The organism is Pseudonocardia abyssalis, from assembly GCF_019263705.2.
Classification (GTDB): Bacteria; Actinomycetota; Actinomycetes; order Mycobacteriales; family Pseudonocardiaceae; genus Pseudonocardia; species Pseudonocardia abyssalis.
The window spans coordinates 1639931-1664209 of record NZ_JADQDK010000001.1 but is presented as its reverse complement, the minus strand read 5'-3'; the positions used below and the strand labels follow the sequence as shown (position 1 = coordinate 1664209).

The 24279-nt window shown below is 73.2% G+C and carries 28 protein-coding genes and 1 pseudogene; 18 read left to right on the top strand and 11 right to left on the bottom strand.

From position 1 onward, the window contains the following. Positions 1-15: 15 nt before the first annotated feature. Positions 16-900 (top strand): ATP phosphoribosyltransferase, encoded by an 885-nt coding sequence (gene hisG / locus I4I81_RS07960; RefSeq protein ID WP_218604699.1) that lies wholly within the window; start codon positions 16-18, stop codon positions 898-900. A gap of 6 nt (positions 901-906) precedes the next feature. On the opposite strand, the gene I4I81_RS07955 is transcribed toward hisG, so the two are convergent. After that, on the bottom strand, positions 907-1716 hold the full coding sequence (locus I4I81_RS07955; RefSeq protein WP_218615926.1) for a thioesterase family protein: 810 nt from the start codon (positions 1714-1716) through the stop codon (positions 907-909). Between the two features lie 6 nt (positions 1717-1722). Continuing rightward, a complete protein-coding gene (locus I4I81_RS07950; protein WP_218605484.1) occupies positions 1723-2730 on the bottom strand; it encodes a RecB family exonuclease in 1008 nt (335 codons plus the stop codon). Here I4I81_RS07950 and I4I81_RS07945 point away from each other — a divergent pair. From I4I81_RS07945 to arc, 3 genes are all read left to right on the top strand, one after another. After that, positions 2729-3235 (top strand): hypothetical protein, encoded by a 507-nt coding sequence (locus I4I81_RS07945; RefSeq protein WP_218605483.1) that lies wholly within the window; start codon positions 2729-2731, stop codon positions 3233-3235. The genes I4I81_RS07950 and I4I81_RS07945 overlap by 2 nt on opposite strands. Then, positions 3232-4098 carry a tRNA (adenine-N1)-methyltransferase gene (locus tag I4I81_RS07940; protein ID WP_218605482.1) on the top strand — a complete coding sequence of 289 codons (867 nt, stop codon included), beginning with the start codon at positions 3232-3234 and terminating at the stop codon, positions 4096-4098. Before I4I81_RS07945 ends, I4I81_RS07940 begins: the two co-directional genes overlap by 4 nt. A 217-nt stretch (positions 4099-4315) precedes the next feature. Beyond that, complete coding sequence (arc, locus tag I4I81_RS07935; protein WP_225924517.1) at positions 4316-6076, top strand: proteasome ATPase; 1761 nt, start codon at positions 4316-4318, stop codon at positions 6074-6076. Between the two features lie 58 nt (positions 6077-6134). Here the strand turns inward: arc and I4I81_RS07930 are convergent, their stop codons facing one another. Then, positions 6135-6590, bottom strand: coding sequence for a protein-tyrosine phosphatase family protein (locus tag I4I81_RS07930; protein WP_218605480.1), 456 nt, complete (start codon positions 6588-6590; stop codon positions 6135-6137). A 63-nt stretch (positions 6591-6653) separates the two neighbouring features. Here I4I81_RS07930 and I4I81_RS07925 point away from each other — a divergent pair, with 63 nt between their 5' ends. Beyond that, entirely contained in the window at positions 6654-7010 is a 357-nt protein-coding gene (locus I4I81_RS07925; RefSeq protein ID WP_226363816.1) for a YchJ family protein, read from the top strand. Between the two features lie 11 nt (positions 7011-7021). Here the strand turns inward: I4I81_RS07925 and I4I81_RS07920 are convergent. Then, a pseudogene (locus tag I4I81_RS07920) lies at positions 7022-7330 on the bottom strand (SLC13 family permease); the annotation flags it as partial. Positions 7331-7512: 182 nt separating this feature from the next. On the opposite strand from I4I81_RS07920, the gene I4I81_RS07915 reads away from it, so the two are divergent. Beyond that, positions 7513-7908 (top strand): VOC family protein, encoded by a 396-nt coding sequence (locus I4I81_RS07915; protein ID WP_218605449.1) that lies wholly within the window; start codon positions 7513-7515, stop codon positions 7906-7908. Here the strand turns inward: I4I81_RS07915 and I4I81_RS07910 are convergent. Both I4I81_RS07910 and I4I81_RS07905 read right to left on the bottom strand, forming a co-directional pair. Continuing rightward, a complete protein-coding gene (locus tag I4I81_RS07910; protein ID WP_218605448.1) occupies positions 7851-8600 on the bottom strand; it encodes a helix-turn-helix domain-containing protein in 750 nt (249 codons plus the stop codon). The two genes, I4I81_RS07915 and I4I81_RS07910, sit on opposite strands and share 58 nt — an antisense overlap. A 95-nt stretch (positions 8601-8695) precedes the next feature. Continuing rightward, positions 8696-9259 (bottom strand): YceI family protein, encoded by a 564-nt coding sequence (locus I4I81_RS07905; protein ID WP_218605447.1) that lies wholly within the window; start codon positions 9257-9259, stop codon positions 8696-8698. Between the two features lie 89 nt (positions 9260-9348). On the opposite strand from I4I81_RS07905, the gene I4I81_RS07900 reads away from it, so the two are divergent. After that, a complete protein-coding gene (locus tag I4I81_RS07900) occupies positions 9349-9846 on the top strand; it encodes a MarR family winged helix-turn-helix transcriptional regulator (protein WP_218605446.1) in 498 nt (165 codons plus the stop codon). 43 nt (positions 9847-9889) lie between these two features. Here the strand turns inward: I4I81_RS07900 and I4I81_RS07895 are convergent, their stop codons facing one another. Then, entirely contained in the window at positions 9890-10957 is a 1068-nt protein-coding gene (locus I4I81_RS07895) for an NAD(P)-dependent alcohol dehydrogenase (protein ID WP_218605445.1), read from the bottom strand. Between the two features lie 173 nt (positions 10958-11130). On the opposite strand from I4I81_RS07895, the gene dop reads away from it, so the two are divergent. The 4 genes from dop to prcA all read left to right on the top strand — a co-directional run bounded on the left by dop (position 11131) and on the right by prcA (position 14628). Next, positions 11131-12618, top strand: a complete 1488-nt coding sequence (gene dop, locus I4I81_RS07890; protein WP_218605451.1) for a depupylase/deamidase Dop — start codon at positions 11131-11133, stop codon at positions 12616-12618. Between the two features lie 87 nt (positions 12619-12705). Further along, complete coding sequence (locus I4I81_RS07885) at positions 12706-12903, top strand: ubiquitin-like protein Pup (protein WP_141276402.1); 198 nt, start codon at positions 12706-12708, stop codon at positions 12901-12903. A gap of 71 nt (positions 12904-12974) precedes the next feature. After that, complete coding sequence (gene prcB, locus I4I81_RS07880; RefSeq protein WP_218615925.1) at positions 12975-13826, top strand: proteasome subunit beta; 852 nt, start codon at positions 12975-12977, stop codon at positions 13824-13826. Between the two features lie 4 nt (positions 13827-13830). Beyond that, positions 13831-14628, top strand: a complete 798-nt coding sequence (prcA, locus tag I4I81_RS07875; protein WP_218604222.1) for a proteasome subunit alpha — start codon at positions 13831-13833, stop codon at positions 14626-14628. Between the two features lie 64 nt (positions 14629-14692). Here prcA and I4I81_RS07870 read toward each other — a convergent pair whose 3' ends face one another. The 3 genes from I4I81_RS07870 to I4I81_RS07860 form a co-directional block, all read right to left on the bottom strand. After that, entirely contained in the window at positions 14693-15394 is a 702-nt protein-coding gene (locus I4I81_RS07870) for an RraA family protein (protein ID WP_218604223.1), read from the bottom strand. Beyond that, positions 15391-16641, bottom strand: coding sequence for an alpha/beta fold hydrolase (locus tag I4I81_RS07865; protein ID WP_225924516.1), 1251 nt, complete (start codon positions 16639-16641; stop codon positions 15391-15393). The genes I4I81_RS07870 and I4I81_RS07865 overlap by 4 nt, the downstream gene beginning before the upstream one ends. Positions 16642-16828: 187 nt before the next feature. Further along, entirely contained in the window at positions 16829-18298 is a 1470-nt protein-coding gene (locus I4I81_RS07860) for a bifunctional phosphatase PAP2/diacylglycerol kinase family protein (RefSeq protein WP_226363814.1), read from the bottom strand. Positions 18299-18465: 167 nt separating this feature from the next. Between I4I81_RS07860 and pafA the strand changes: the two genes are divergently transcribed. Together pafA and I4I81_RS07850 are read left to right on the top strand one after the other, a co-directional pair. Next, the gene (pafA, locus tag I4I81_RS07855) at positions 18466-19827 is read left to right on the top strand and encodes a Pup--protein ligase (protein WP_218604224.1); all 1362 of its coding nucleotides are present in this window, start codon (positions 18466-18468) and stop codon (positions 19825-19827) included. Between the two features lie 2 nt (positions 19828-19829). After that, entirely contained in the window at positions 19830-20198 is a 369-nt protein-coding gene (locus I4I81_RS07850) for a DUF1304 domain-containing protein (RefSeq protein ID WP_218604225.1), read from the top strand. A 19-nt stretch (positions 20199-20217) separates the two neighbouring features. Here the strand turns inward: I4I81_RS07850 and I4I81_RS07845 are convergent, their stop codons facing one another. After that, positions 20218-20475, bottom strand: coding sequence for a hypothetical protein (locus I4I81_RS07845; RefSeq protein WP_218604226.1), 258 nt, complete (start codon positions 20473-20475; stop codon positions 20218-20220). A 149-nt stretch (positions 20476-20624) separates the two neighbouring features. Here I4I81_RS07845 and I4I81_RS07840 point away from each other — a divergent pair, with 149 nt between their 5' ends. The 5 genes from I4I81_RS07840 (at position 20625) to tatC (ending at position 24160) form a co-directional block, all read left to right on the top strand. Then, the gene (locus I4I81_RS07840; RefSeq protein WP_218604227.1) at positions 20625-21605 is read left to right on the top strand and encodes a helix-turn-helix transcriptional regulator; all 981 of its coding nucleotides are present in this window, start codon (positions 20625-20627) and stop codon (positions 21603-21605) included. Further along, the gene (locus I4I81_RS07835; protein WP_218604228.1) at positions 21602-22561 is read left to right on the top strand and encodes a helix-turn-helix transcriptional regulator; all 960 of its coding nucleotides are present in this window, start codon (positions 21602-21604) and stop codon (positions 22559-22561) included. The genes I4I81_RS07840 and I4I81_RS07835 overlap by 4 nt, the downstream gene beginning before the upstream one ends. Positions 22562-22563: 2 nt before the next feature. Then, positions 22564-22731, top strand: coding sequence for a hypothetical protein (locus I4I81_RS07830; RefSeq protein WP_218604229.1), 168 nt, complete (start codon positions 22564-22566; stop codon positions 22729-22731). Between the two features lie 112 nt (positions 22732-22843). Next, complete coding sequence (gene tatA / locus I4I81_RS07825) at positions 22844-23161, top strand: Sec-independent protein translocase subunit TatA (RefSeq protein WP_218615924.1); 318 nt, start codon at positions 22844-22846, stop codon at positions 23159-23161. 66 nt (positions 23162-23227) lie between these two features. Continuing rightward, positions 23228-24160, top strand: a complete 933-nt coding sequence (gene tatC / locus I4I81_RS07820) for a twin-arginine translocase subunit TatC (RefSeq protein ID WP_218605765.1) — start codon at positions 23228-23230, stop codon at positions 24158-24160. Positions 24161-24279: the final 119 nt, after the last annotated feature.

Sequence of the window (24279 nt, the reverse complement as noted above, 5' to 3'; positions counted from 1 at the left end):
CGTAAGGACGAGCTCATGCTTCGCGTCGCACTCCCGAACAAGGGCACCCTGGCCGAACCCGCCGCCACGATGATGCGCGAGGCCGGTTACCGGCAGCGCTCGGACTCGCGTGACCTGTCGATGCAGGACGACGAGAACGGCATCGAGTTCTTCTACCTGCGGCCCAAGGACATCGCCACCTACGTCGGATCCGGAGACCTGCACCTGGGCGTCACCGGGGCCGACCTCATGGAGGAGTCCGGCAGCCAGGTCCAGACGGTGCTGGAGCTGGGCTTCGGCCAGTCGAAGTTCCGCTACGCGGCCCCCGTCGACGGCGACATCGGCAAGCTCGAGGACCTCGAGGGCAAGACGATCGCCACGTCCTACCCCCGGCTGGTCCGCTCGCACCTGGCCCGCAACCGGGTCCGTTCGGAGATCGTCAAGCTCGACGGCGCGGTGGAGATCTCGGTGCAGCTCGGCCTGGCCGACGCCATCGCCGACGTCGTGTCGTCCGGGCGGACGCTGCGCCAGCACAACCTGCAGGTCATCGGCGACGCCATCGCGCAGTCCGAGGCCACGTTGATCGAGCGCGAGCCGCGGCCCGACCGCGAGGAGTCGGTCGACATCAAGAACGAGAAGATCGTGTTCATCGAGCGGCTGCGCGGCGTGGTCTACGCCCGCCAGTACCTGATGCTCGACTACGACTGCCGCAACGAGCTGCTCGACCGCGCCAAGAAGATCAGCCCCGGGCTGCAGGCGCCCACCGTCTCGCCGCTCACCGAGGCGGGCTGGTCCGCGGTGCGGTCGATGGTGGTCAAGCGCGAGGTCAACCGGGTCATGGACCAGCTCGCGGAGCTCGGGGCCCGCGCCATCCTGGCCTCGGAGATCCGGTCCTGCCGCGCGATCGACGGCCGGGGCTGAGTCCGGCTAGCGCGGCCGCACGGTAAGGCCCTGGGTCGTGCGGGCCGTGTGGCCGTGCTCGTCGAACAGCAGGCCGGTGGCCGTGCCCAGCCCGGTCGGGCCGATGACGCTGCTCGCGCGCACCCCGACCCACTCGCCGACTGGGGCGCGGTGCACGTGCACCGTCAGCTCGGTGTTGACGTAGAGCCAGCGGCGGATGTCGAGCGGTGACCCGATGCCGTTGGCGCTGTCGCCCACCACGGCCAGGCGCTGCAGCGGGGTGATCTCCTCACCCTCGACGAGCGGGACCCGCGGGCGGCCCCACAGCTCGCCCGGCCCCGGGACGTCCCAGCCGCCGGAGACCCATCGCCACTCGACGGCGTCGATGTAGCCGGGGAGCCAGCCCTCAGCCCGGTCGGGGTGGACCTGCGCGCCGTCGGGTGGCGGGAGGGCGGGTTCCGTGCCCGAGACGACCTCGGCGGTGTCGCCCTCCGCGAGGCGCCACGCGCGGGCCCGCAGCACCGCGCGCCCACCGGCGAGCATCTCCGCACCGAGCATCTCGATGCTGCGACCGGGCCGCTCCACCTGCGCACGCACCTCGACGTCGCCCGCCGGGATCCTGCCCAGCACCTCGACGGTGATGCGGGAGAGCTGTATCCCGGGCCGCGGCTCGCACCGCTCGAACGCCCGGATCAGCAGCGCGGCGGGCGGCCCGCCGTGCTGCGCGTCGGCGAACCACGGCCCGGTGGTGGAGAACGTGGCGTGGAAGCGCTCGCCGTCGGGACCGTCGGTGGGGATGTAGAAGGGTTCGAGAGCTGCCGGCACGGCGTCGATCATGCCTGTTCAGTCGGCCCGGTCGAGCACCGACTCCTCGTGCCCGGTGCCCTCGTGCCCGGTGCCCTCGTCCCCGGTGCCGTCGTCCCCGGTGCCGTCGTCCCCGGTGACGGCGGGCCAGCCGGGGTAGGGCGGGGGAGTGCCGCCCCACGCCGGGCACAGCGCCTTGTGACTGCACCAGTCGCACATCCGGCTCGGGCTGGCCCGGAAGTCGCCGGTCTGGCCCGCGGTGAGCACCGCGGCCCAGATCGCCTCGAGGGTGCGCTCGAAGCGGCGGAGCTCGTCCTCGTCGGGGGTGTAGGTGAGGCACGCGCCGTCGGCCAGGTAGATCAGCAGCAGCTGGGTGGGCACGACGCCGCGCAGGTGCAGCAGGGCGAGTGCGTAGAACTTCATCTGGAACAGCGCCCGCGCCTCGAAGACCTCCCGCGGGGCGGCGCCGGTCTTGTAGTCGACGACCCGGATCTGCCCGCCCGGCGCGACGTCGAGCCGGTCGAGGTAGCCGCGCAGCGGCAGCCCGGAGTCGAGCTCCGTCTCCACCAGCAGCTCACGGGCCTCGGGTTCGAGCCGGCGGGGGTCCTCCAGCCGGAAGTAGGCGTCGAGGAGGGCGCCCGCGGACTCCAGCCACCCGGCCAGCTCCGGCTCCGCCCCCTCGAACAGGACCCCGACCAGCCCCGGGTCCTCCTCGCACAGCTGCGCCCAGGCCGGTGCGACGAGTGCGCGGGCCGCGGCGGGCACCCGCTGCGCGGCCGGCAGGTCGAAGATCCGCTCCAGCACGGTGTGCACCAGCGTGCCGCGGATCTGGGCCCGGGTGGGCCGCTCGGGGAGCCGGTCGATCGTGCGGAACCGGTAGAGCAGCGGGCACTGCTTGAAGTCGCCGGCCCGCGACGGCGAGAGGGCGGGGCGGCGGGTCACGCAGCGACAGTAGGCGACGACCCCGACACCCTCCCGGGTCGCCGATCCGGGGTCGGCGATCCGCAGGAGGCCGCGCCCCGTAGGTTGTCCTGCGATGAAGACCATGCGATCCGCAGTGGCCGCCGCAGCGCTCGCGGCGCTGCTCGCCGCGTGCTCCACGGGCGGCGCCGAGGCACCCGCGGACCCCACGTCCGCCGCCCCGACGGCCACCGCGGCCCCGACGGCGACGCCCGGGCCCGGTGCGGTCGGGCCCGAGGAGGCCGCCGTCGAGGCCGCCCTGCGCGCCTACCAGCAGGCCATCGCCACCCAGGACTGGCCGATCGCCTGCTCGCTCAGCGCGCCGGAGACCAGCGCGCAGCTCGTGGCGGCGGTGCAGGCGGGCGGGGGACAGGCCGGGACCTGCGATGAGGCGCTCGCCGCGGTGTTCGGCCAGCCGGGGGCGGCCGAGACCGCGGTCGAGGCCGCGGGCAGCACGGTCGTCGACGACGTCGTGGTGCAGGGGCTGAACGCGACGATCCGCTGGACCTCGACGCGCCAGGGCCAGCCCCGCACCGACGGTGCCTCGATGCAGCTCATCGACGGTCAGTGGCGCCTGGCCGGCACCGCGTGAGCGACGACGACGTCGCCACCGGTCCGGCGCGCGGCGGGCCGTTCCGCTCGGGCGACCGCGTGCAGCTGACCGACCCGAAGGGCCGCCACTACACGATCACCCTCGAGACCGGCGCGCAGTACCACACGCACCGCGGCGGGATCCGGCACGACGACCTCATCGGGCAGCCCGAGGGCAGCCTGGTCCTCTCGCCCGTCGGCACCCCGTACCTGGCGCTGCGCCACCGCCTGGCCGACTACGTCCTGTCGATGCCCCGCGGCGCGCAGGTCATCTACCCGAAGGACGCCGCGCAGATCCTCATGTGGGGCGACGTGTTCCCGGGTGCCCGCGTGCTGGAGGCCGGTGCGGGATCGGGCGCGCTCACCTGCTCGCTGCTGCAGGCCGTCGGTCCCACCGGAAGGGTGGTGTCCTACGAGATCCGCGAGGACCACGCGGAGCACGCCGAGCGCAACGTGAAGCAGTTCTTCGGCTCGATCCCACCCAACTGGTCCTTGACCGTTGCCGACCTCGCCGCGCACGCCGACGTCGCGGACGGGCAGGTCGACCGGGTCGTCCTGGACATGCTGGCCCCCTGGGAGCAGCTCGGGACGGTAGCTGCGGCCCTCGTCCCGGGTGGAGTCCTCGTCGGCTACGTCGCCACCACGACGCAGCTCTCCCGGCTCACCGAGGCGCTGCGCGAGCAGCAGTGCTGGACCGAGCCGGAGGCCTGGGAGTCGCTGGTCAGGGCCTGGCACGTGGTCGGGCTCGCCGTCCGTCCGGAGCACCGGATGCAGGGCCACACGGCGTTCCTGGTCACGGCCCGTCGACTGGCCGACGGCGTCAGCCCGCCCCGACCGCAGCGCCGGCCCACCTCCACCCGCTGACCGGACGCGGCGCGCTCCGCCACCTGCGCGCATACCGTCACGGGAACGGGAGGTAGCTCGCTCGTCAAGATGCCGTCCGCGTGAGTGATCAATCACCGTTTCGCCGCACCGCATGTGTCAGGGTGTCCAGGTACCGTATGGAAACGGAACACGGAGGGAGGATGCCGTGAACCCCTACGACGGAACCGGCAGACAGAACCCAGGTGGCTCGGGGGACATGAGTCCCGACGAGGCAACTGCCCAGATCCGCTTCCTCGAAGAAGAGGTCGCCCTACTCCGCCGCAAGCTCACGGAGTCGCCCCGCCAGGCTCGTGCCCTGGAGCAGCGGCTCGCCGAGTCGGCCAGCAGGCTCGCCCAGCTCTCGGCACGCAACGAGAAGCTGACCGAGACGCTCAAGGACGCCCGGGGGCAGCTCATCGCCCTCCGCGAGGAGGTCGACCGGCTGGCCCAGCCCCCGAGCGGGTACGGCGTGTTCCTGGAGCAGTTCCCGGACGCGACGGTCGACGTGTTCACCTCCGGTCGTCGGATGCGGGTGGCGGTCTCGCCCGCGGTGTCCATCGATGAGCTCAAGAGCGGCCAGACCGTGCGGCTCAACGAGGCGCTCACCGTCGTCGAGGCGGGCGACTTCGAGCGCATCGGCGAGGTCTTCGGGCTCCGCGAGGTGCTGTCCGAGCCCACCGCCGACGGCCTCGCGGGCCGTGCGCTGGTCGTCGGGAACGCCGACGAGGAGCGCGTGGTGTGGCTCGCCGCGCCGCTCTTCGACACCTCCGACCCGGATCTCGTCAAGCTCAAGCCGGGCGATTCGCTGCTCGTCGACTCCAAGGCCGGGTACGCCTACGAGCGGGTGCCCAAGGCCGAGGTCGAGGACCTCGTGCTGGAGGAGGTGCCCGACGTCGACTACTCCGACATCGGTGGCCTGTTCCGGCAGATCGAGCAGATCCGCGACGCCGTGGAGCTGCCGTTCCTGCACGCCGAGCTGTTCACCGAGTACGAGCTGCGGCCCCCCAAGGGCGTGCTGCTCTACGGTCCTCCCGGCTGCGGCAAGACGCTCATCGCGAAGGCCGTCGCCAACTCGCTGGCCAAGAAGATCGCGGCCCAGCGCGGCGACGACCCCAACGAGGGGCGGGCGTTCTTCCTCAACATCAAGGGTCCCGAGCTGCTCAACAAGTTCGTGGGCGAGACCGAGCGGCACATCCGGCTGATCTTCCAGCGGGCGCGCGAGAAGGCGAGCGCCGGCACCCCGGTGATCGTGTTCTTCGACGAGATGGACTCCATCTTCCGCACCCGCGGGTCCGGCGTGTCCTCCGACGTCGAGACCACGATCGTGCCCCAGCTCCTCGCCGAGATCGACGGCGTCGAGGGCCTGGAGAACGTCATCGTGATCGGCGCCTCCAACCGCGAGGACATGATCGACCCGGCGATCCTGCGGCCGGGCCGGCTCGACGTCAAGATCAAGATCGAGCGTCCGGACGCCGAGGCGGCCCAGGACATCTTCTCCAAGTACCTCACCGACACCCTGCCGGTGCACGACGACGACATCGCGGAGTTCGGCGGCAACCGCAAGGCCTGCATCGACGCGATGATCGAGCGCGTGGTGGAGCGGATGTACGACGAGACCGAGGAGAACCGGTTCCTGGAGGTCACCTACGCCAACGGTGACAAGGAGACCCTGTACTTCAAGGACTTCAACTCCGGCGCCATGATCCAGAACATCGTCGACCGGTCCAAGAAGTCGGCCATCAAGGCGGTGCTCGAGTCCGGCCAGCGCGGCCTGCGGGTGCAGCACCTCCTCGACGCGATCGTCGACGAGTTCGCCGAGAACGAGGACCTGCCCAACACGACCAACCCCGACGACTGGGCGCGGATCTCGGGCAAGAAGGGCGAGCGGATCGTCTACATCCGCACGCTGGTCACCGGCAAGAACGAGGCGAGCAGCCGGGCGATCGACACGGCGTCGAACACCGGTCAGTACCTGTAGGGCACGCCTGGAGACGGGGCCGGTCGCAGTGCGACCGGCCCCGTCGGCGTCCCCGGGGTCAGCGGTCGGCGAACCAGAGGACCCAGCGCCGCTGGGCCGCGGTCTCGACCGCGCGGGGGCGGTAGTGCTGACGGGTCCAGGCCACGGCGTCGGCGGCGGGGTGCCCGGCGAGCACCGCCATGCACGCGATGACGGTCCCGGTGCGCCCGGTGCCGCCGTCGCAGGCCACCTCGACGCGGCGGCCGTCGCGGGCGAGGCGGTAGGCGTGCTCCACGGCGGCCGCGGCCCGCTCACCGTCGCGGGGCACGCGGAAGTCGGGCCAGTCCAGCCACTGCGCGGCCCAGTCGGGTGTGAGCACCGGGCGACCGAGCAGGGTGCGGCGCCGGTGCAGGTAGAGCCCGAACTCCGGGGGCGGCTCGGCGGGTGGCTCGCGTCGTCCGCGGCCGCGCACCCGGGTCCCGTCCGGGAGCAGCACCTCGCCCGCGCTGGGCCGCGGTCCCGGCTCGACGGACATGCGGGGATCCTCCCGCAGCCACCCGCGGTGCCGCGCGCGGGCTCCGGCCGGGAGACTCGCCCCGTGCGCACCTGCCCCTGCGGCCTCCCCACCCCTTACGACGACTGCTGCGGCCGGTACCACCGCGGAGCCGCCGTCCCCACCGCGGAGGCGCTGATGCGGTCGCGGTTCAGCGCGTTCGCCGTCGGGGACGCCGAGTACCTGCGCACGTCGTGGGACCCGGAGACCCGCCCGCGACGCGTCGACGTCGACCCGGACACGCGCTGGACCCGCCTGGAGGTGCTCGACCGCACCGGCGGCGGGCTCCTGGAGTCCACCGGCACCGTCGAGTTCCGGGCGCACCACGACGGGGGAGTGGTGGCCGAGCACAGCCGGTTCCGCCGGGTGGGCGGGCGCTGGGTCTACGTCGGGCCGGCCTGAGCCCGCCGCGCTCAGTACTGCAGGCCGAGCGCCCACCCGCCGAGCAGCCGGCTGAACAGGGTGATCAGCAGGACGCCGACGACGTTGAGCACCGCCCCGCCGCGGGCCATCTGCCCGATGGTCACCGTGCCGCTGCCGAACACGATCGCGTTGGGCGGGGTGCCGACCGGCAGCGCGAGCACGCTCAGCGCGATCGGCAGCATCATCAGCGTCGTCGCGGTGTTCGACACCCACATCGACAGGAACGCCGTCGCGATCATGATGCCGAGCACGGTGCGGCGGGGATGGGTCCCGACGGCCCGCAGCGTCAGCACGCCGATCGCGGCGACCGTGCGCCCGGCGGGTTCGAGACCGGTCGCCGAGCCGACGGCGAGCCAGGTCACCCCGGCGGCGAGCAGCCCGAGACCGCGGAACGCCCACACGCGGCCCGGGGGCGCGGGTCGCCCGATGCCGTGTCCGATCCGTACACGACGTACGCGGCGCGGCGCCCTAGCGTGGCGGCATGACGATCGAGGCGAAGCTGGACGCCATCGGGCAGGTCGTGGGCGACATGGCGGCGACCTGCGCGTTCTACCGCATGCTGGGCCTGGAGTTCCCCGACGGTGCAGAGTCCGCGCCGCACGTCGAGGCGGCGCTGCCCGGCGGGCTGCGGCTGATGTTCGACACCGAGGACGTCGCCCGGTCGCTGGACCCCGACTGGGTGCCCCCGGTGACCGGGGGTCGGGTGGGGATCGCGTTCCTGCTGCCGGACCCGGCGGGGGTGGACGCGGCGTACGCCGAGCTGACCGGCGCGGGACACCGGGGCGAGCGGGAGCCGTTCGACGCGCCGTGGGGCCAGCGCTACGCCGGCGTGCTCGACCCGGACGGCTTGACCGTCGACCTGTTCGCGCCCAGCTGACCGGGCGCCACCCCGCCCAGCGCCCGCACCTCGCGCGAGAGGTGCGGCTGGTCGGCGTACCCGGCGCGGGCCGCGACCTCGGCCGGGGTGACGCCCGCGTGCAGGAGAGCCACCGCGCGGCGGAACCGCAGCACCCGGCGCAGCACCGACGGGCCGTAGCCGAAGGCCTCCAGGCAGCGCCGGTGCAGCGTGCGGGTCGTGCAGCCGAGCGCGTCGGCCGTGGCGGCGACGCCCGACCCCGCCCCGATCCGGGCGGCGAGCTCCGCGGCCGCGCGTTCGGGACCGGGGCCGGGCAGGCCCGTGACCAGGTCGGTGAGCAGCGCGGCCGCCCCGCGGGCGTCGGTGACCGGGTCGGGTCCGCGGTGCCGGGCCGCCGGACGGGCGCCGAGCACGTCGGCCAGCGGTGTCCTCCGGTCGCGCAGCGCCGCGGCCGGCACGCCGAGCAGCCCGGGCAACCGGCCGGGGGCGAACCGCAGGCCCACCAGCACCGTGCCCGGGACGCGGCGGGCCGGATGGGGTGCGGTGTCGGGTCCCGCGACGATCACGCCGTCGCCGGTCCAGATCAGGTCCATGCAACCGTCGGGCAGCACGTCCCGGGCGCCGCCCGGCTCGTCGGCGCCGGTCCGGGACACCCAGCCGCACTCGACGAGCCCGGCCAGCGGTGCCGGCGTCCGGAACTCGCGGTGGGTCACGGGGCCACGGTAGCGGCGGACCCCGACGCCCTGGATACACCGCGGCCCCCGACGCGGGGCGTCAGGGGCCGTCGGGGAGCCGGGTCGGTGGGGGATCAGGCGGTGCGCAGCACGCCCTGGATCTCCAGCGTGATCTGCACCTTCTCGCTGACCACGACGCCGCCGCCGTCGAGCGGCATCGCGATGTCGACGCCGTAGTCGCTGCGGTTGATGCTGGTGGTGGCCGTGAACCCGGCGCGGGTGCCGCCGTAGGCGTCGGGGCCGAAGCCGCCGACCTCGACGTCGAGCGTGACCGGCCTGGTGATGCCCTTGATGGTGAGGTCGCCGTCGACGACCAGCTCGCCGCCGTCGGCGCGCACCGAGGTGGAGGAGAAGGCCCACGTGGGGTGGTTCTCGACGTCGAAGAAGTCGGCGGAGCGGACGTGGCCGTCGCGCTGCGCGTTGCTGGTGTCGATCGAGGTGGCGTCGATCTCGACCTGCACACCCGATGCGGTGATGTCGTCGGCCGTGGTGATCGCGCCGCTGAAAGCGGTGAACTTGCCGCGTACCTTGCTGACCATCATGTGGCGGACGGAGAAGGAGACCTCGGAGTGCACCGGGTCGATGTCCCATGTGCCGGCGATGTAGCCGGGGATCTGGGTCTGTGCTGCCGTGGTCATCGAAGCCTCCGTGATTAGTTGAACTCTCAGGTGTTGAGAGTGACACTAGAGGAAGCGGCTTGAGAGTTCAACTATTCCGGGAGGGTGACGTGGACGACACACGATGGTTGAGCGCCGACGAGCAGCGCACCTGGCGGAGCTTCCTCACGGCCAGCCGGCTGCTCTGGGACCGCGTGGAGCGCCAGCTCCAGCAGGGGGCCGGACTGCCGCACGCCTACTACGAGATCCTCGTGCGGCTCTCCGAGGCCCCGGACCGGACGCTGCGGATGAGCCAGCTCGCCTCGACGTCGCTGAGCTCGCGCAGCCGGCTCTCGCACGCCGTCGCGCGGATGGAGGAGGCCGGCTGGGTACAGCGGCGACCCTGCCCGTCGGACAAGCGCGGCCAGCTCGCCTCGCTGACCGAGGCCGGGATGGAGCGGCTGCGGGCGGCCGCACCCGGGCACGTCGACGAGGTCCGGGCGCTGCTGTTCGACCGGCTCGGCCCGGAACAACAGGCGGCGCTGCGGGAGATCAGCGACATCCTGGTGGCGCACCTGTCACCGGAGCCGCTGTGGCCGGCGGCGGGGGACTCGCCCGCGGACCCGTGATCGGCCCTCCAGCCGGGGCGGAAGGGCCGATCACGGGGCGGGGTCAGGGGAAGGTGATGAGGGGCTTGACGATGCCGTCCGCCTTCGTCGTCATCATCTCGAACGCCTCACCGATCCGGTCGAAGCCGAACGTGTGCGTCGTCATCGGGGTCGGGTCGATGCGGCCGGACCCCAGCAGGCGCAGCAGCCGCTTCATCCGCTCGCTGCCGCCGGGGCACAGGCCGGTGTGGACCGACTTGTCGTTCATGCCCAGGCCGAACGCGTCGAGCGGCAGCTGCAGCGGGGCCGGGTTCTCCCCGTGGTACCCGATGTTCGACACGCGCCCGCCCGCCTTCGTGACGCGCAGGCAGTCCTCGAAGGTCTGCGGGAACCCGAACGCCTCGATCGCGGCGTCGGTGCCCTCCCCGTTCGTCAGGTCCATGATCTGCTCGACCGGGCTGCCCTGGCTGAAGTCGACGATGTCGGTGGCGCCGAAGCGCTTCGCCAGGGCCTGACGCTCGGGGCGGGACTCCACCGCGATGATCCGCCCGGCGCCCATCAGCTGCGCGCCGATCGTCGCGGACAGGCCGACGGGGCCCTGCGCGAAGATCGCCACCGTCTCGCCGAACTGCAGGTAGCAGTGCTCGACGCCCATGAACCCGGTGGTGAGCATGTCGCAGCAGTAGGCGGCCTGCTCGTCGCTGATCGCCTCGGGGATCGGGGTGAGGTTGGCCGCGGCCGCGGGTACCACGAAGTACTCGGCCATGTTGCCGTCCATCTGGACGGTGTACTTGTAGCCGCCGAGCGCCCCGCCGCACTGGCTGGTGAACCCGCGCTGGCACGCCGAACACCGGTAGCAGGGCGTCACCGCGCAGACGACGACGCGCTGGCCCTCCTCGAAGCCGGTGACGGCCGAGCCCAGCTTGTGGATGACGCCGACCGACTCGTGCCCGAGCGTGCGGCCGTCGGGGACCGGGAGCGCCCCCTTGACGGTGTGCACGTCGGAGGTGCAGATCAGGGCCGCGGTGGTGCGGACGATCGCTTCCTCCGGACCGGGATCGGGGATCGGCTTCTCGACCACCTCGGTCGCTCCGACCGTCTTGATCACGAAGGACTTCATCGTCTCCGGCATCGAGAACCGCCCCCTTCGGGCTCGGGAAACCCCGATCATGCAGGAGGCCGCATGTGATGCCGGTCTCATCATGCAACATGATCGACGGGCGCACGCCGGTGGCCTTGCGGCCGCGGCGGTTAGGCTCGACGCATGAGTGCGCTGAAGGCCCGCCCGTGACGGCCCGTCGGATCATGGGCACCGAGATCGAGTACGGCATCTCGGTCCCGGGCGACCCCACCGCCAACCCGGTGATCACGTCCACGCAGGTGGTGCTGGCCTACGCCGCGGCCGCCGACATCCCGCGCTCGCGGCGCGCCCGCTGGGACTACGAGGTGGAGTCGCCGCTGCGCGACGCCCGGGGCTTCGACCTCTCCGCGCCCACGATGCACAACCCCGTCGACTCCGAGCTCGACGACCTCGGCGCCGCGAACGTCATCCTCACCAACGGCGCGCGGCTCTACGTCGACCACGCCCACCCCGAGTTCTCCACCCCCGAGGTCACCACCCCGCGCGACATCGTGGTGTGGGACAAGGCGGGGGAGCGGGTGATGGAGGAGGCCGCGATGCGCTCGGCCACCGTGCCCGGGGCTCCGCGGATCCAGCTCTACAAGAACAACGTCGACGGCAAGGGCGCGAGCTACGGCGCCCACGAGAACTACCTGATGGCGCGCTCCACCACGTTCCCGTCGATCGTCTCGGGGCTGACGCCGTTCTTCGTGACGCGCCAGGTCGTCTGCGGCGCGGGCCGGGTCGGCCGGGGTGCCGCGGGCGACGAGGCCGGCTACCAGCTCGCGCAGCGCAGCGACTACATCGAGGTCGAGGTCGGCCTGGAGACCACGCTCAAGCGGGGCATCATCAACACCCGCGACGAGCCGCACGCCGACGCCGACAAGTACCGCCGCCTGCACGTCATCATCGGCGACGCCAACATGAGCGAGTACTCCACCCTCCTGAAGGTGGGGACGGCCGCGATCGTCCTGGACATGATCGAGAAGGGCGTGCGGTTCGACGAGCTGCGCCTGGCCGAGCCGGTCCGCTCGGTGCACCGGATCAGCCACGATCCCACGCTGAAGACCACGGTCGACCTGGCCGACGGCCGGCGGATGACGGGTCTGGACATCCAGCAGGCGTACTTCGAGAAGGCGCGCGCGCACGTCGGCGACAGCCCGGACGAGGCCACCGCCGAGGTCATGCAGATCTGGGGCGAGGTCCTCGACGACCTCGCGCGCGACCCGATGAGCACCGCCGACCGCCTCGACTGGACCGCGAAGCTGCGGCTGCTGGAGGGCTACCGCGAGCGCGACGGGCTCACCTGGGACGCACCCCGCCTGCACCTGGTCGACCTGCAGTACGCCGACGTGCGGATGGCGAAGGGCCTCTACAACCGGCTCGCCACGCGCGGCTCGATCAAGCGGCTGGTCTCCGAGGACGACGTCACCGCCGCGATGACCGCGCCGCCGGAGGACACCCGCGCCTACTTCCGCGGGCGGTGCCTGGAGCGCTACCCGGCCGAGGTCGCGGCGGCCTCGTGGGACTCGGTGATCTTCGACCTGGGCCGCGAGTCGCTGGTCCGCATCCCGACGCTGGAGCCGTTGCGCGGCACCCGCTCGCACGTCGGGGAACTGATCGACAACTCGCGTACGGCGGAGGAGCTGGTGGAGGCGCTCACCCGCGGCTGAGCGGCATCGTCGCGCGCCGGATCACGGACTTTCGTCGGCGTACTGGGTTAGTGTTCAACCCAGCACGACCTATCGACAGGAGGCGTCATGTCGCAGGAGCAGACGAAGCGTCAGGGTGGCGGCGGCGGGGACGACGACGAGGGTGCCGACGCCGCGGCGGCCGGCCAGGAGCGTCGCGAGAAGCTCGGCGAGGACGTCGACACGATCCTCGACGAGATCGACGACGTCCTCGAGGAGAACGCGGAGGACTTCGTCCGCGCCTACGTCCAGAAGGGCGGCGAGTAGCCTCCCCGGCTGCCCCGCACCCCGCACCCCGCACGAGCAGTACCCGCACGACGAGAGGCGCAGACCTGACCATGTCGTTCCCCGATCCGGGGCGTCGCGCCCCTGTCGGCCTGGACGCGTACCTCGCGCCCGGCCCGTCGTCCTTCACCGACTTCGTCACCGCCCACGCGCCGCACCTGCTCCCCTCCGCGGTGCCGGCCGGTCCCGCCGGCGGGGCGCTGGAGGTCCCGCACGGCACCACCATCGTCGCGCTGGTGTTCTCCGGCGGCGTGGTCATCGCCGGCGACCGGCGCGCCACCCAGGGCAACGTCATCGCCCAGCGCGACATCGAGAAGGTGTTCGTCACCGACTCGCACTCCGCCGTCGGCATCGCCGGCTCCGCGGGCATCGCGCTGGAGATGGTGCGGCTGTTCACCGTCGAGCTCGAGCACTACGAGAAGATCGAGGGCACCACGCTGTCCCTCGACGGCAAGGCCAACAAGCTCGCCGCGATGGTCCGCGCCAACCTGGGTGCCGCGATGCAGGGGTTCGTGGTCGTGCCGCTGTTCGCCGGCTACGACACCGAGGCCCCCGACCCGTCGAAGGCCGGCCGGATCGTCACCTACGACGCCACCGGCGGCCGCTACGACGAGCTGCTCGGCTACCACGCCGTCGGCTCCGGGTCGGTGTTCGCGAAGTCGGCGCTCAAGAAGCGCCACCGCGTCGACGCCGACCTGGCCACCACCGTCCGCACCGCGGTCGAGGCGCTCTACGACGCCGCCGACGACGACTCGGCGACCGGTGGACCCGACCTCACCCGCAAGCTCTACCCGATCGTCGTGTCGATCACCGGCCCCGAGGGCGCGATGCGCCGCCCGGAGACCGAGATCGCCGAGGTCGTCGCCCAGGTCGTGGCCGGCCGCACCGAGAACCCCGGAGGCTGACCCCATGACGATGCCGTTCTACTCGTCGGTCGACCAGCTCCTGCGCGACCGCTCCGAGCTCGCCCGCAAGGGCATCGCCCGCGGCCGCAGCGTCGTGGTCCTCACCTTCACCGACGGCGTGCTGTTCGTCGCGGAGAACCGGTCCACCGCGCTGCACAAGGTCTCCGAGATCTACGACCGCATCGGGTTCGCCGCGGTCGGGCGCTACAACGAGTTCGAGACGCTGCGCAACGCCGGGATCCGGATGGCCGACGTCCGCGGCTACACCTACGACCGCCGCGACGTCACCGGGCGGATGCTCGCCAACACCTACGCCCAGATCCTCGGCACGTCGTTCGTCGAGCAGCAGAAGCCCTACGAGGTGGAGCTGTGCCTCGCCGAGGTCGGGGTCACCGCCGACGCCGACCAGCTCTACCGCATCACCTACGACGGCTCGATCACCGACGAGCCGCAGTTCGTGGTCATGGGCGGCACCACGGAGCCGATCAGCGCGAAGCTCAAGGACACCTACCGGGCCGGGCTGGGCCTGGCGGAGTCGATCGCGCTCGCGGTCGAGGCACTGCAGACCAGCTCCACCCCGGGCAACGCCGGCACCGCCCAGCCCGCCGTGCTCGGCGTGCGCGCGCTGGAGGTGGCGGTGCTCGACCGCGGCCGCCCGCGCCGCTCGTTCCGCCGCATCACCGGTCCGGCGCTGCGCGAGCTGCTCCCCGAGGCCAACCGCACCGTCGACGCCCCGGCCGACTCCGACGACGTGGGCGGCGACGAGAGCCCGGTGGTCCCGGAGAACGGCACCAACTCCTGACGGCTGCGCGACGGGCCGGGCCGCGGTCCGCCCGTCGCGCACACCCGTGTCGGCGCCGCCGTGATCAGGGAGCGGGGGGTTCGGTCCCGCCGCGGGCGTCGATCAGGGCGTCGATCCCGGTGGCCTGCGCCAGGGTCTGCCCGCCGGCCACGGCGGCGAGCCAGTCGGTCTCCCGCTGCGCCACCGCGCGCGTCAGCTCCAGCACGGCCGCCAGCTCGGCGCGCGGCACGACGACCAGCCCGCTGGAGTCGCCGCGCACGACGTCGCCGGGGTGCACGGCCACGCCGCCGCACTGCACGGGCACGTTGATCGCGCCGGGGCCCTGGTTCGACCCGGTGGCGGGATGGGCGCCGCGGGCGAACGTGGGCAGGCCGACCTCGTCGAGCCCGGCGACGTCGCGCACCGCCCCGTCGACGACCAGCCCCACCGCGCCGCGGTCGCGGATCGTGCGACCCACGATGTCGCCGATGACGGCGGCGTCGTCGCGGCCCCCGGCGTCGATGACGAGCACGTCGCCCTCGCCGATCAGGTCGGGGGCCTTGAGCACGAACAGGATGTCGCCCGGCTTCGTCCAGACCGTGACGGCGGTCCCGCAGATCTCCGGCCCGCCCGCCACGCGCCGCAGCGGCGGCCCGACCACCGAGACGGGCCCGCCGCAGTCGGCGATCTGGGTGGTCGAGAACTCCCGCAGGGCGGCGACGTCGGCGGGGTCCGGCCGGTCGACCGACGCGTTCACCGACCACTGCTGCGGATGCGACCTGCTCATGCACTCTCCTGGACGCGGGTGAGGATCGCGGCGGCGAACTCCGCCGCCGCCTCGATCGGGACGAAGTGGCCGACGCCGTCGAGGAACCGGAGGTCGACGTCGGAGAAGAACGCGTCGAGCCGGTCGGACCACTCGCGCGGGAACAGCGGGTCGTGCTCGGGCCACAGGACGGTCGTCGGGACCGCGAGGCGGTCGGCGGGTGCCGGGACCTGCTCCGCGACGGACCGGGCGACCGTGCCCGCCCCGGCGCGGTACCAGTTGACCGACGCCACGAACGCGCCCGGGCGGCCGTAGCCGGCGGCGAGCCGGTCGAGCTCGGCGTCGTCGGGGGTGAAGCCGGGCCCGGACCAGTGCGACCAGAAGTGGGCGAGGTAGCGGCGGGCCGCGACGGGGTCGCCGTCGACGAGGTGCTCGGCGAGCGCGAGCCGGTGGAAGTGCTGGTACCAGAACTGCTCCTGCGCCGCCGCGGACAGCACGCGCGGCCCCGCACCCGGGGTCGGCGGGGAGACCACCAGCGCCCGGACCAGGTCCGGGCGGGACCGCGCCAGCTCCTGCGCGGTGCGCGAGCCGACGTCGTAGCCGCCCAGGACGACCGGGCCGAGCCCCAGCTGCTCGATCAGCCCGACGACGCTGCGGGCCTGCGGGCCGGCGGCGAACTCGGCGGGCCCGGCGTCGGCCGGGCGCTCGGTGGCGCCGAAACCCCGCAGGTCGGGCACCACGACCCGGCACGACCCGGCGAGGCGGCCGACGACGTCGCGGAAGTCGTGCCGGTCGCCGGGCCAGCCGTGCAGCAGGACGACGGGGTCGCCGTCGCCGAGGTCGTCGTAGGCGAGGCGGAACCCGTCGACGGGGTCGGCGAGCGCCGCGGCCGGGCGGGTGGGGGAGTAGGTGCGCAGCTCGACCCCGTTGCCGTCGGGGTCGCGTAGGTAGATGCCCCGGCCCTGGCCGCGGGCCCCGAACAGGTCCCGCGGCGGGCCGACGCCGTGCGCGGTGGCCAGCGCGGCGAGCGCGTCGGGATCGGCGTCGACGACCAGCGCGAGGTGCTCGAGGTTGGTGCCCGACCGGGAGCCGCGCTGCACGTCGACGATCGTGCCGGCGTCCACCCGCAGCGACGCGAACGGCACCTCGCCCGCCCGCCACCGCTCCAGCCGCAGCGGCTCCAGCCCGAGCACGTCGACGTACCAGGCGATGAGCCGTTCGGGATCATCGCTGACGAGCACGAGATGATCGAGTCCGGTGACGTGCATGCCCCCGTTCTACCGGTCCGGCCACACTCGGGCCATGCCGGAGCCGCTGCTGTTCCGGGGCCACACCCCGATCCGGGACGGGCCGGGCCCGTGCGTGCCGGGCCAGTGGTTCCCCGCCCCGTTCACGGTCGCAACCAGCTCGGACGGGCGCTGCTGCGGGTGCGGGAGCTCCTCAGGACGTGCGGGGCTACGGGAGGAACGGCCGGTCGCGGCCGGTCCAGTTCTCCTCGCGGCGCCGGTAGACCTCGATCGGCTCCTTGGCGACGCGGAAGGTGTAGTGCCCCGCCTCCTCGACGACCTCGCCGTCGGTGGCGAGCATCCCCGGCACGGAGAGCTGCACGTCGAACTCCGGCACCTCGCGCTGCCCGTAGACCCGGCTGTGGTCCAGTGCGCCGAGCAGCAGGGCCGCGACGGCGCGCAGCCGGGAGAAGCGGACGTCGGCCCGCAGCCAGCGCACGTCGAGCAGGCCCGAGTCGAGCGTCGGGCGCCAGGCCGGGACCATGCCGCGCGGGTGGTAGGGCCCGTTGCCGACGAACAGGAACCACACCTTCGTCCAGCGACCCTCGATCCGGACCGCCACCGGCTCGGCGCGGCGCAGCACCACGACCAGCGCCGCCGCGAACGCGGGCCACTTGCCCCACCGCGGCTGCCACTGCTCGCGCAGGCGCACCAGGTCGGGGTAGGAGCCCAGGCTCGCGGTGTTGAGGAAGCAGCGGGTGCGCACGACGGCCTCGGAGTCCGGGCCGGGGTGCACCTCGACCACCGCGAGGTCGACGGCGACGGCCTCGCCCGCCGCGGTGGCGTCGACGGCCTCCTGCAGGTCGTAGACGCCGACGTCGCGCGCGAAGTGGTTGAGCGTGCCCGTGGGGACCACGACGAACGGGAGCCTGCGCCGGCCCGCGACGGCCGCCGCGGCCGCGACGGTGCCGTCGCCGCCCGCGGCCCCGATGGCCTGCACCCGCTCGCCCGCGGCCTCGACGGCCGCGTCGAGCTGCTCGTCGAGGTCGCGGTCGGGCTCGGCGCGGACGACGACGGCGCGCGGGAACGCGGCCTCCAGGTCGTCGGCCGGGTCGTGCTCCGGGTCGCCCGAGCGCTGGTTGGACACGATCACCAGGCCCTCGCCCCCGGACAGGACCGGGACGGTGTCGAGCGGGCGCGCGCGGGCCTCGTCGGTGAGCCGGACGGGCCACCAGCGCCGCGACAGCAGCGCGATCCCCGTGCCGACCGCAGCCCCCGCGACGACGTCGGAGGTCCAGTGGACGCCGACGTGGACCCGCGAGTACGCGACGGTGGCGGCGAGCGGGGCGACCGCGAGCCCCAGCTTCGGGCTCTCCATCGCGACGGCCGTGGCGAACGCCGCCGCCGACGCCGCGTGCCCGGACGGGAACGACGAGGACGTGGGGGGGTAGGGGAGCTTCTGGTAGGCGGGCAGCTCGGAGGCGGCCGGGCGGCGGCGCGGCAGCAGCGGCTTGAGCACCGCGTTGGCCGTGGTGCTGGCCGCCGCGATCGAGAACAGGCCCCGCAGCGCGGCCTTGCGGCTCGACCCGCGGCGCGCGGCGAGCACCCCACCGACGGCGAACCAGAGCAGGCTGTGGTTCGCCGACGTCGACAGGGCCTTCATGGCGCCGTCGACCGGACTGGGGGGCAGTTCGGACACCGCGCGGGTCAACGCACGGTCCAGGTCACTGACTCGTCCTCTGCTCCTGCGCACCCGGCTGCTCACCCGCCCGACCCTACGGCCGGTGCCCCGGTGCGGTGCGGCGCGCCCGGAAACCGTCGGTCACATCCGTCACGGATCGGGCCCGCGCCGCCTAGGCTGTGGGGATGCAGCGGCGGATCTACGGTGTGGAGACCGAGTTCGGGGTCACCTGCACCTTCCACGGCCAGCGGCGTCTCTCCCCGGACGAGGTGGCGCGGTACCTGTTCCGCCGCGTCGTCTCGTGGGGGCGCTCGTCGAACGTCTTCCTGCGCAACGGCGCGCGGCTCTACCTCGATGTCGGGTCCCACCCGGAGTACGCCACGGCCGAGTGCGACTCGCTCGCGCAGCTGGTCAGCCACGACAAGGCGGGGGAGCGGATCCTCGAGGACCTGCTCGTCGACGCCGAGCGCCGGCTGATCGACGAGGGCATCGGCGGCGACATCTACCTGTTCAAGAACAACACAGACTCCGCGGGCAACTCCTACGGCTGCCACGAGAACTACCTCGTCGCCCGGGCCGGGGAGTTCTCCCGGATCGCCGACGTGCTGCTCCCGTTCCTGGTCACCCGCCAGCTGATCTGCGGTGCGGGCAAGGTGCTGCAGACCCCGCGCGGGGCCGTGTACTGCCTCTCGCAGCGCGCCGAGCACATCTGGGAGGGCGTCTCCAGCGCCACCACCCGGTCCCGGCCGATCATCAACACCCGCGACGAGCCGCACGCCGACGCCGAGCGCTACCGGCGCCTGCACGTCATCGTGGGCGACTCGAACATGTCCGAGACCACGACGATGCTGAAGGTCGGCTCGGCCACGCTCGTGCTGGAGATGATCGAGGCGGGCGTCCAGTTCCGGGACTTCACCCTCGACAACCCGATCCGCGCCATCCGCGAGATCAGCCACGACCTCACCGGCCGGCGCACCGTCCGCCTGGCCGGGGGACGCGAGGCCAGCGCGCTGGACATCCAGCGGGAGTACCACTCCCGCGCCGTCGAGCACCTCGCCACGCGGGGCAGCGAGGACCCGGCGATGACGCGCGTGGTGGAGCTGTGGGGTCGCACGCTCGACGCCGTGGAGAGCCAGAACCTCTCGATGATCGACCGGGAGATCGACTGGGCGATCAAGCACCGCCTCGTCGAGCGCTACCGCGAGCGCAACAACCTCGACATGGCCAGCGCGCGGGTCGCCCAGCTCGACCTCGCCTACCACGACATCCGCCGGGGCCGCGGCCTGTTCGACCTCCTGCAGCGCAAGGGCATGGTCGAGCGCGTCACCGACGACGGTGAGATCGAGGCGGCCAAGGACACCCCGCCGCAGACGACCCGGGCCAAGCTCCGCGGCGACTTCATCGCCGCAGCCCAGGCCGCGGGCCGCGACTTCACCGTCGACTGGGTGCACCTCAAGCTCAACGACCAGGCCCAGCGCACCGTGCTGTGCAAGGACCCGTTCCGCTCGGTCGACGAGCGGGTCGACCGGCTGATCGCGTCCCTGTAGCCGTGGCCTTCGGCGCGTCGTTCCTCATCGCGATCGTCGCGCTGATCCACGTCTACATCGTGGTGCTGGAGATGGTGCTGTGGCGGACGCCGCGGGCGCGCGCCGCGTTCGGGACCACGCCGGAGTTCGCCGAGGCCACGCTCGCGCTGGCCGGCAACCAGGGCCTCTACAACGGGTTCCTGGTGGCCGGGCTGGTCGTCGCGCTCGTCGCAGGGGTGACGAGCACGGTCGGCTTCGCGTTCGCCGTGTTCTTCCTGATCTGTGTGGTGGTGGCCGGGATCTACGGCGCGATCACCGTGAGCCCGCGCATCCTGCTGGTGCAGAGCGTGCCGGCGGGCGTCGGCCTGGCGCTGACGCTCCTCGCCGGCTGACCCCCGGCCCGGGGGGCACTCAGGGCTTGGGCTCGCCGAGCATGTGCTGGCGGATCTGGCTGAGCGTGTCCTGCACGTTCGGTGAGGCCACGGTCTCGTCGTTGCGCCCGGGTTCGATGCCGAACGCGCGCAGCAGGGCGGCCGCGGGCACCGCCGGATCACCGGCCTCGCCCAGGACCGGGTGCAGGCCGTGGTCGGACAGGTGGCCGAACACCAGGTTCACCACCGTCCACGGGTTGAACGTCTCGGTCTCGGCGTTCGGTTCGGCACTGCTCATGGGTTCCCCTTCGTCGCGGCTCCCGGCGAGCTTTCGCCGCCGGGGTGCCGTGGTCAAGCCGCCCGGCGGCGGGTGTCGCAGGATGAGACACGCGGGGGGTTACGGCGGTCGGCCACGGGCCGGTGACCTGCGGGCCTACGATGCGGGTCGTGTCCTCCTCGCGGGCCGAGCGGCTGGTGAACCTCGTGCTCTGCCTGCTGTCCACCCGCCAGTTCCTCACGGCGGAGCGGATCAGGACGATCGTGCCCGGCTACGCCGACGCGCCCGGCGACGACGCGTTCTTCCGGATGTTCGAGCGCGACAAGGCCGAGCTGCGTGAGCTCGGCGTGCCGCTGGAGACCGGGCGGCGCTCCACCTTCGACACCGCCGACGGCTACCGCATCGCCCGCCAGGACTACGAGCTCGGCGAGATCGACCTCGAACCCGACGAGGCCGCAGCCGTCGCGCTGGCCGCGCGGCTGTGGGACTCCCCGCAGCTCGCCGGCGCCGCCCGGGGGGCGCTGGTCAAGCTCCGGGCCGCCGGGGTGGAGGTCGACGAGGACTCCGGCCGGATCCAGCCACGGGTCCGGGCGGGTGACCCGGCGTTCGCGCCGCTGCTCGCCGCCGTGCAGGCCGGGCGCGCGGTCACCTTCGACCACCGCCGCGGCGGCCCGGGCGGGGAGGTCGTGCGCCGGCACGTCGAGCCGTGGGGGGTGGTGTCCTGGCGGGGCCGCTGGTACCTCGTGGGCCACGACCGGGACCGCGACGACCGGCGCTCGTTCCGGGTCTCCCGGATCGTCGGCACCGTCACCGCGACCGGGCCGGTCGGTGCCGTCCGGGTCCCGGAGGGCGTCGATCTGGCGGCCGCCGTCCGGCAGGGCACCGACCTCCCACCGGTCAGCGGGGTCGCCCGGGTCTGGGTGGCGGAGGGCCGTGCCCAGGGTCTGCGACGGCTCGCGCGCGTGCTCGGCCCGCGCACCCGCGGCGGACGGCCCGGCGAGGAGCTGGAGATCGACCTGCGCGACCCCGCGATGGTGGCACGCTGGCTCGCCGGGCACGGACCCGACGTCGCCGTGCTCGACCCGCCGGAGCTGGCCGAGCGGGTGAGGGCGACGTGGGCGGCCGCCGCCGATGCGGTGGGCCTGCGATGAGCACCGGCGGCGTCACCGAGCGGCTGCCGCGGCTGCTGTCGCTGGTGCCCTACCTGCTGGCCCGGCCGGGCGTGTACGTCTCGGAGGTGGCCGCCGACTTCGGCGTCACCGAGCGGCAGCTGCGCCGCGACCTGGAGCTCCTATGGATGTGCGGGCTCCCCGGCTACGGCCCCGGCGACCTCGTGGACCTGTCGTTCGCGGGCGACACGGTCACGGTCACCGAGGACGCCGGAATGCGCCGCCCCCTGCGCCTCACCACCGCCGAGGCGACGGCCCTGCTGGTGGCGCTGCGGACGCTGGGGGAACAACCCGGCGTCGTCGACACCGGGTCGGTGCGGCGGGCCACCGCGAAGATCGAGCGGGCCGTCGGGGACGCCGGGCTCTCGGGCGTGGCGGTCGACCTGTCCCGCGAGGAGGAGACCACCTCGGCCGCGGTACGCCACGCGCTGGAGGGCGGGCGGGCGCTGCGGATCGTCTACTACACCGCCGGCCGTGACGCGGTGTCGCAGCGCGTGGTCGACCCGATGCGGCTGCTGATCGTCGAGGGCCGCGGCTATCTGGAGGCGTGGTGCCGGCGCGCCGAAGGCGTCCGGCTGTTCCGGCTCGACCGCGTCGAGGACGTCACGGTGCTCGACGAGCCCGCGGAGCCGCCCCCGGACGCCGAGCCGTCCGACGTCTCCGGCGGCGCGTTCCGCGCGCGGCCCGACCACCCCGCCGCGGTGCTGCTGCTCGAACCCGACGCGCTCTGGGTGTCCGAGTACTACCCCGTCGAGGAGGCCGAGGAGGTCGACGGCGGGCGGTTGCGGGTCGTCCTGCGCTACGCCGACCCCGCGTGGCTGGTGCGGCTGGTACTGGGGTTGGGTGGCGGGGCGCGGGTGCTGGACCCGCCGGAGCTGGCCACGGCCGTGGCCGAGCGGGCCCGCGAGGCCCTCGCGCTGGACGGGACGGAGAGCTGATCATGGTGCTGGCCCTGGTGATCGCCGGGATCGGTGTGCTGCTGCTGGTGGGCGTGCTGGTCGCCGTTCTGCCGCGGTTGCGGCGGCTCTCGGCGGCGGCCGCGGACCTGCGCGGCGGGCTGGACCGGGGCCGGGCCGCACTGCCCGCGGTCCGTCGCCCGGTCGGGTGAACACCGGTGGTCGGGTGCCGGATGCCTCCCGTCGCCGTCGCCCGCCCCCGGCCCGTGGCCGCGACCCGAGTAAGGTGGCCGTCGTACTGACCACGGCGGAAGGACGAAAGCCATGCCGAGCCTCGGCGGCTGGGAGTTCGTAATCCTGATCGGCATCCTGGTACTGCTCTTCGGTGCCAAGCGCTTGCCGGACATGGCCCGCTCGATCGGTCAGTCCGCTCGCGTGTTCAAGGGCGAGATGAAGGGGATGAAGGAGGACGGCAGCGCGAAGGACGCGCCGGCCGACCCGCCGCCCGCGGCCGCCCCCGCGCCGCCCGCGCCCCTCCCGCCCGCGGCGACGACCCCGGTCACCCCGCCCGTGCAGGCCGCCCCTCCCGTGCAGGAGCCCACCCCGGCCACCGGGCAGGGCCACTCCACGTCCGGCCAGTAGCCTGCGCCGGTGGCCAGGTTCTCCCTGAGTCGGGCCGGGCGCAAGGCCCGGAGCACCGACGGCACGATGTCGCTCGTCGAGCACCTCTACGAGCTGCGCAACCGGCTGACCATCTCGTTGATCGCGATCGCGGTCACCACGGTGTTCGGGTACATCTGGTACGGCGTCGACTTCTTCGGGCTCCCGAGCCTGGGTGAACTGCTCACCGACCCGTACTGCTCGATCCCGGCCGGGCAACGGGCGGAGTTCACCCAGGACGGGTCCTGCACGCTGCTGGCCACCGGTCCGTTCGACCAGTTCAACCTGCGCCTGCGCGTGGGCGTCACCGCAGGCGTCGTGCTGGCCTGCCCGGTGTGGCTCTACCAGCTGTGGGGCTTCATCACGCCCGGTCTGTACTCGAAGGAGCGCCGCTACGCGATCACCTTCGTGTCCATCGCGGCCATCCTGTTCGTCGGCGGTGCCCTGCTCGCCTACTTCGTGGTGTCGCAGGGACTCGCGTTCCTGCTCGCCATCGGTGACGGCGTGCAGACCACCGCACTGTCGGGTGATCAGTACTTCAACTTCGTCATCGGCCTGCTGCTGATCTTCGGCGTCAGCTTCGAGATACCGCTGCTGGTCGTGATGCTGAACTTCGCGGGCGTCATCACCTACGACAAGCTCAAGGCGTCCCGGCGCGGGTTGATCTTCGGCTTGTTCGTCTTCGCGGCGATCGCCACGCCCGGCCAGGACCCGATCTCGATGATGGCGCTGGCGATCGGTCTGGTGATCCTGTTCGAGGTGGCCATCCAGGTGGCCCGGTTCAACGACAAGCGCCGGGCCAAGCGCCGCGCGGCCGAGGGCTGGGACGACTGGGACCCCGATGCCCCGTCGCCGATCGACACCACACCCAGCCCGATCGACACCAGCCCCAGCAGGATCGAACCCACCCCGGCCCCGGTGGACAGCACCCCGGGCGGGAGCCCGCAGGCCGCTCGCCGCGGTCTGGACGACGTCACCTGACGAGATCGGCCGGGGCATCGACCGGACGGTGCCCCGGGCCGACCCCCTCGACGAGGGACGTCCCGCCCGGGAAGCCGATGACCAGCAGGTCATGCGCGCCATTGCCGGACCAGGTCGCC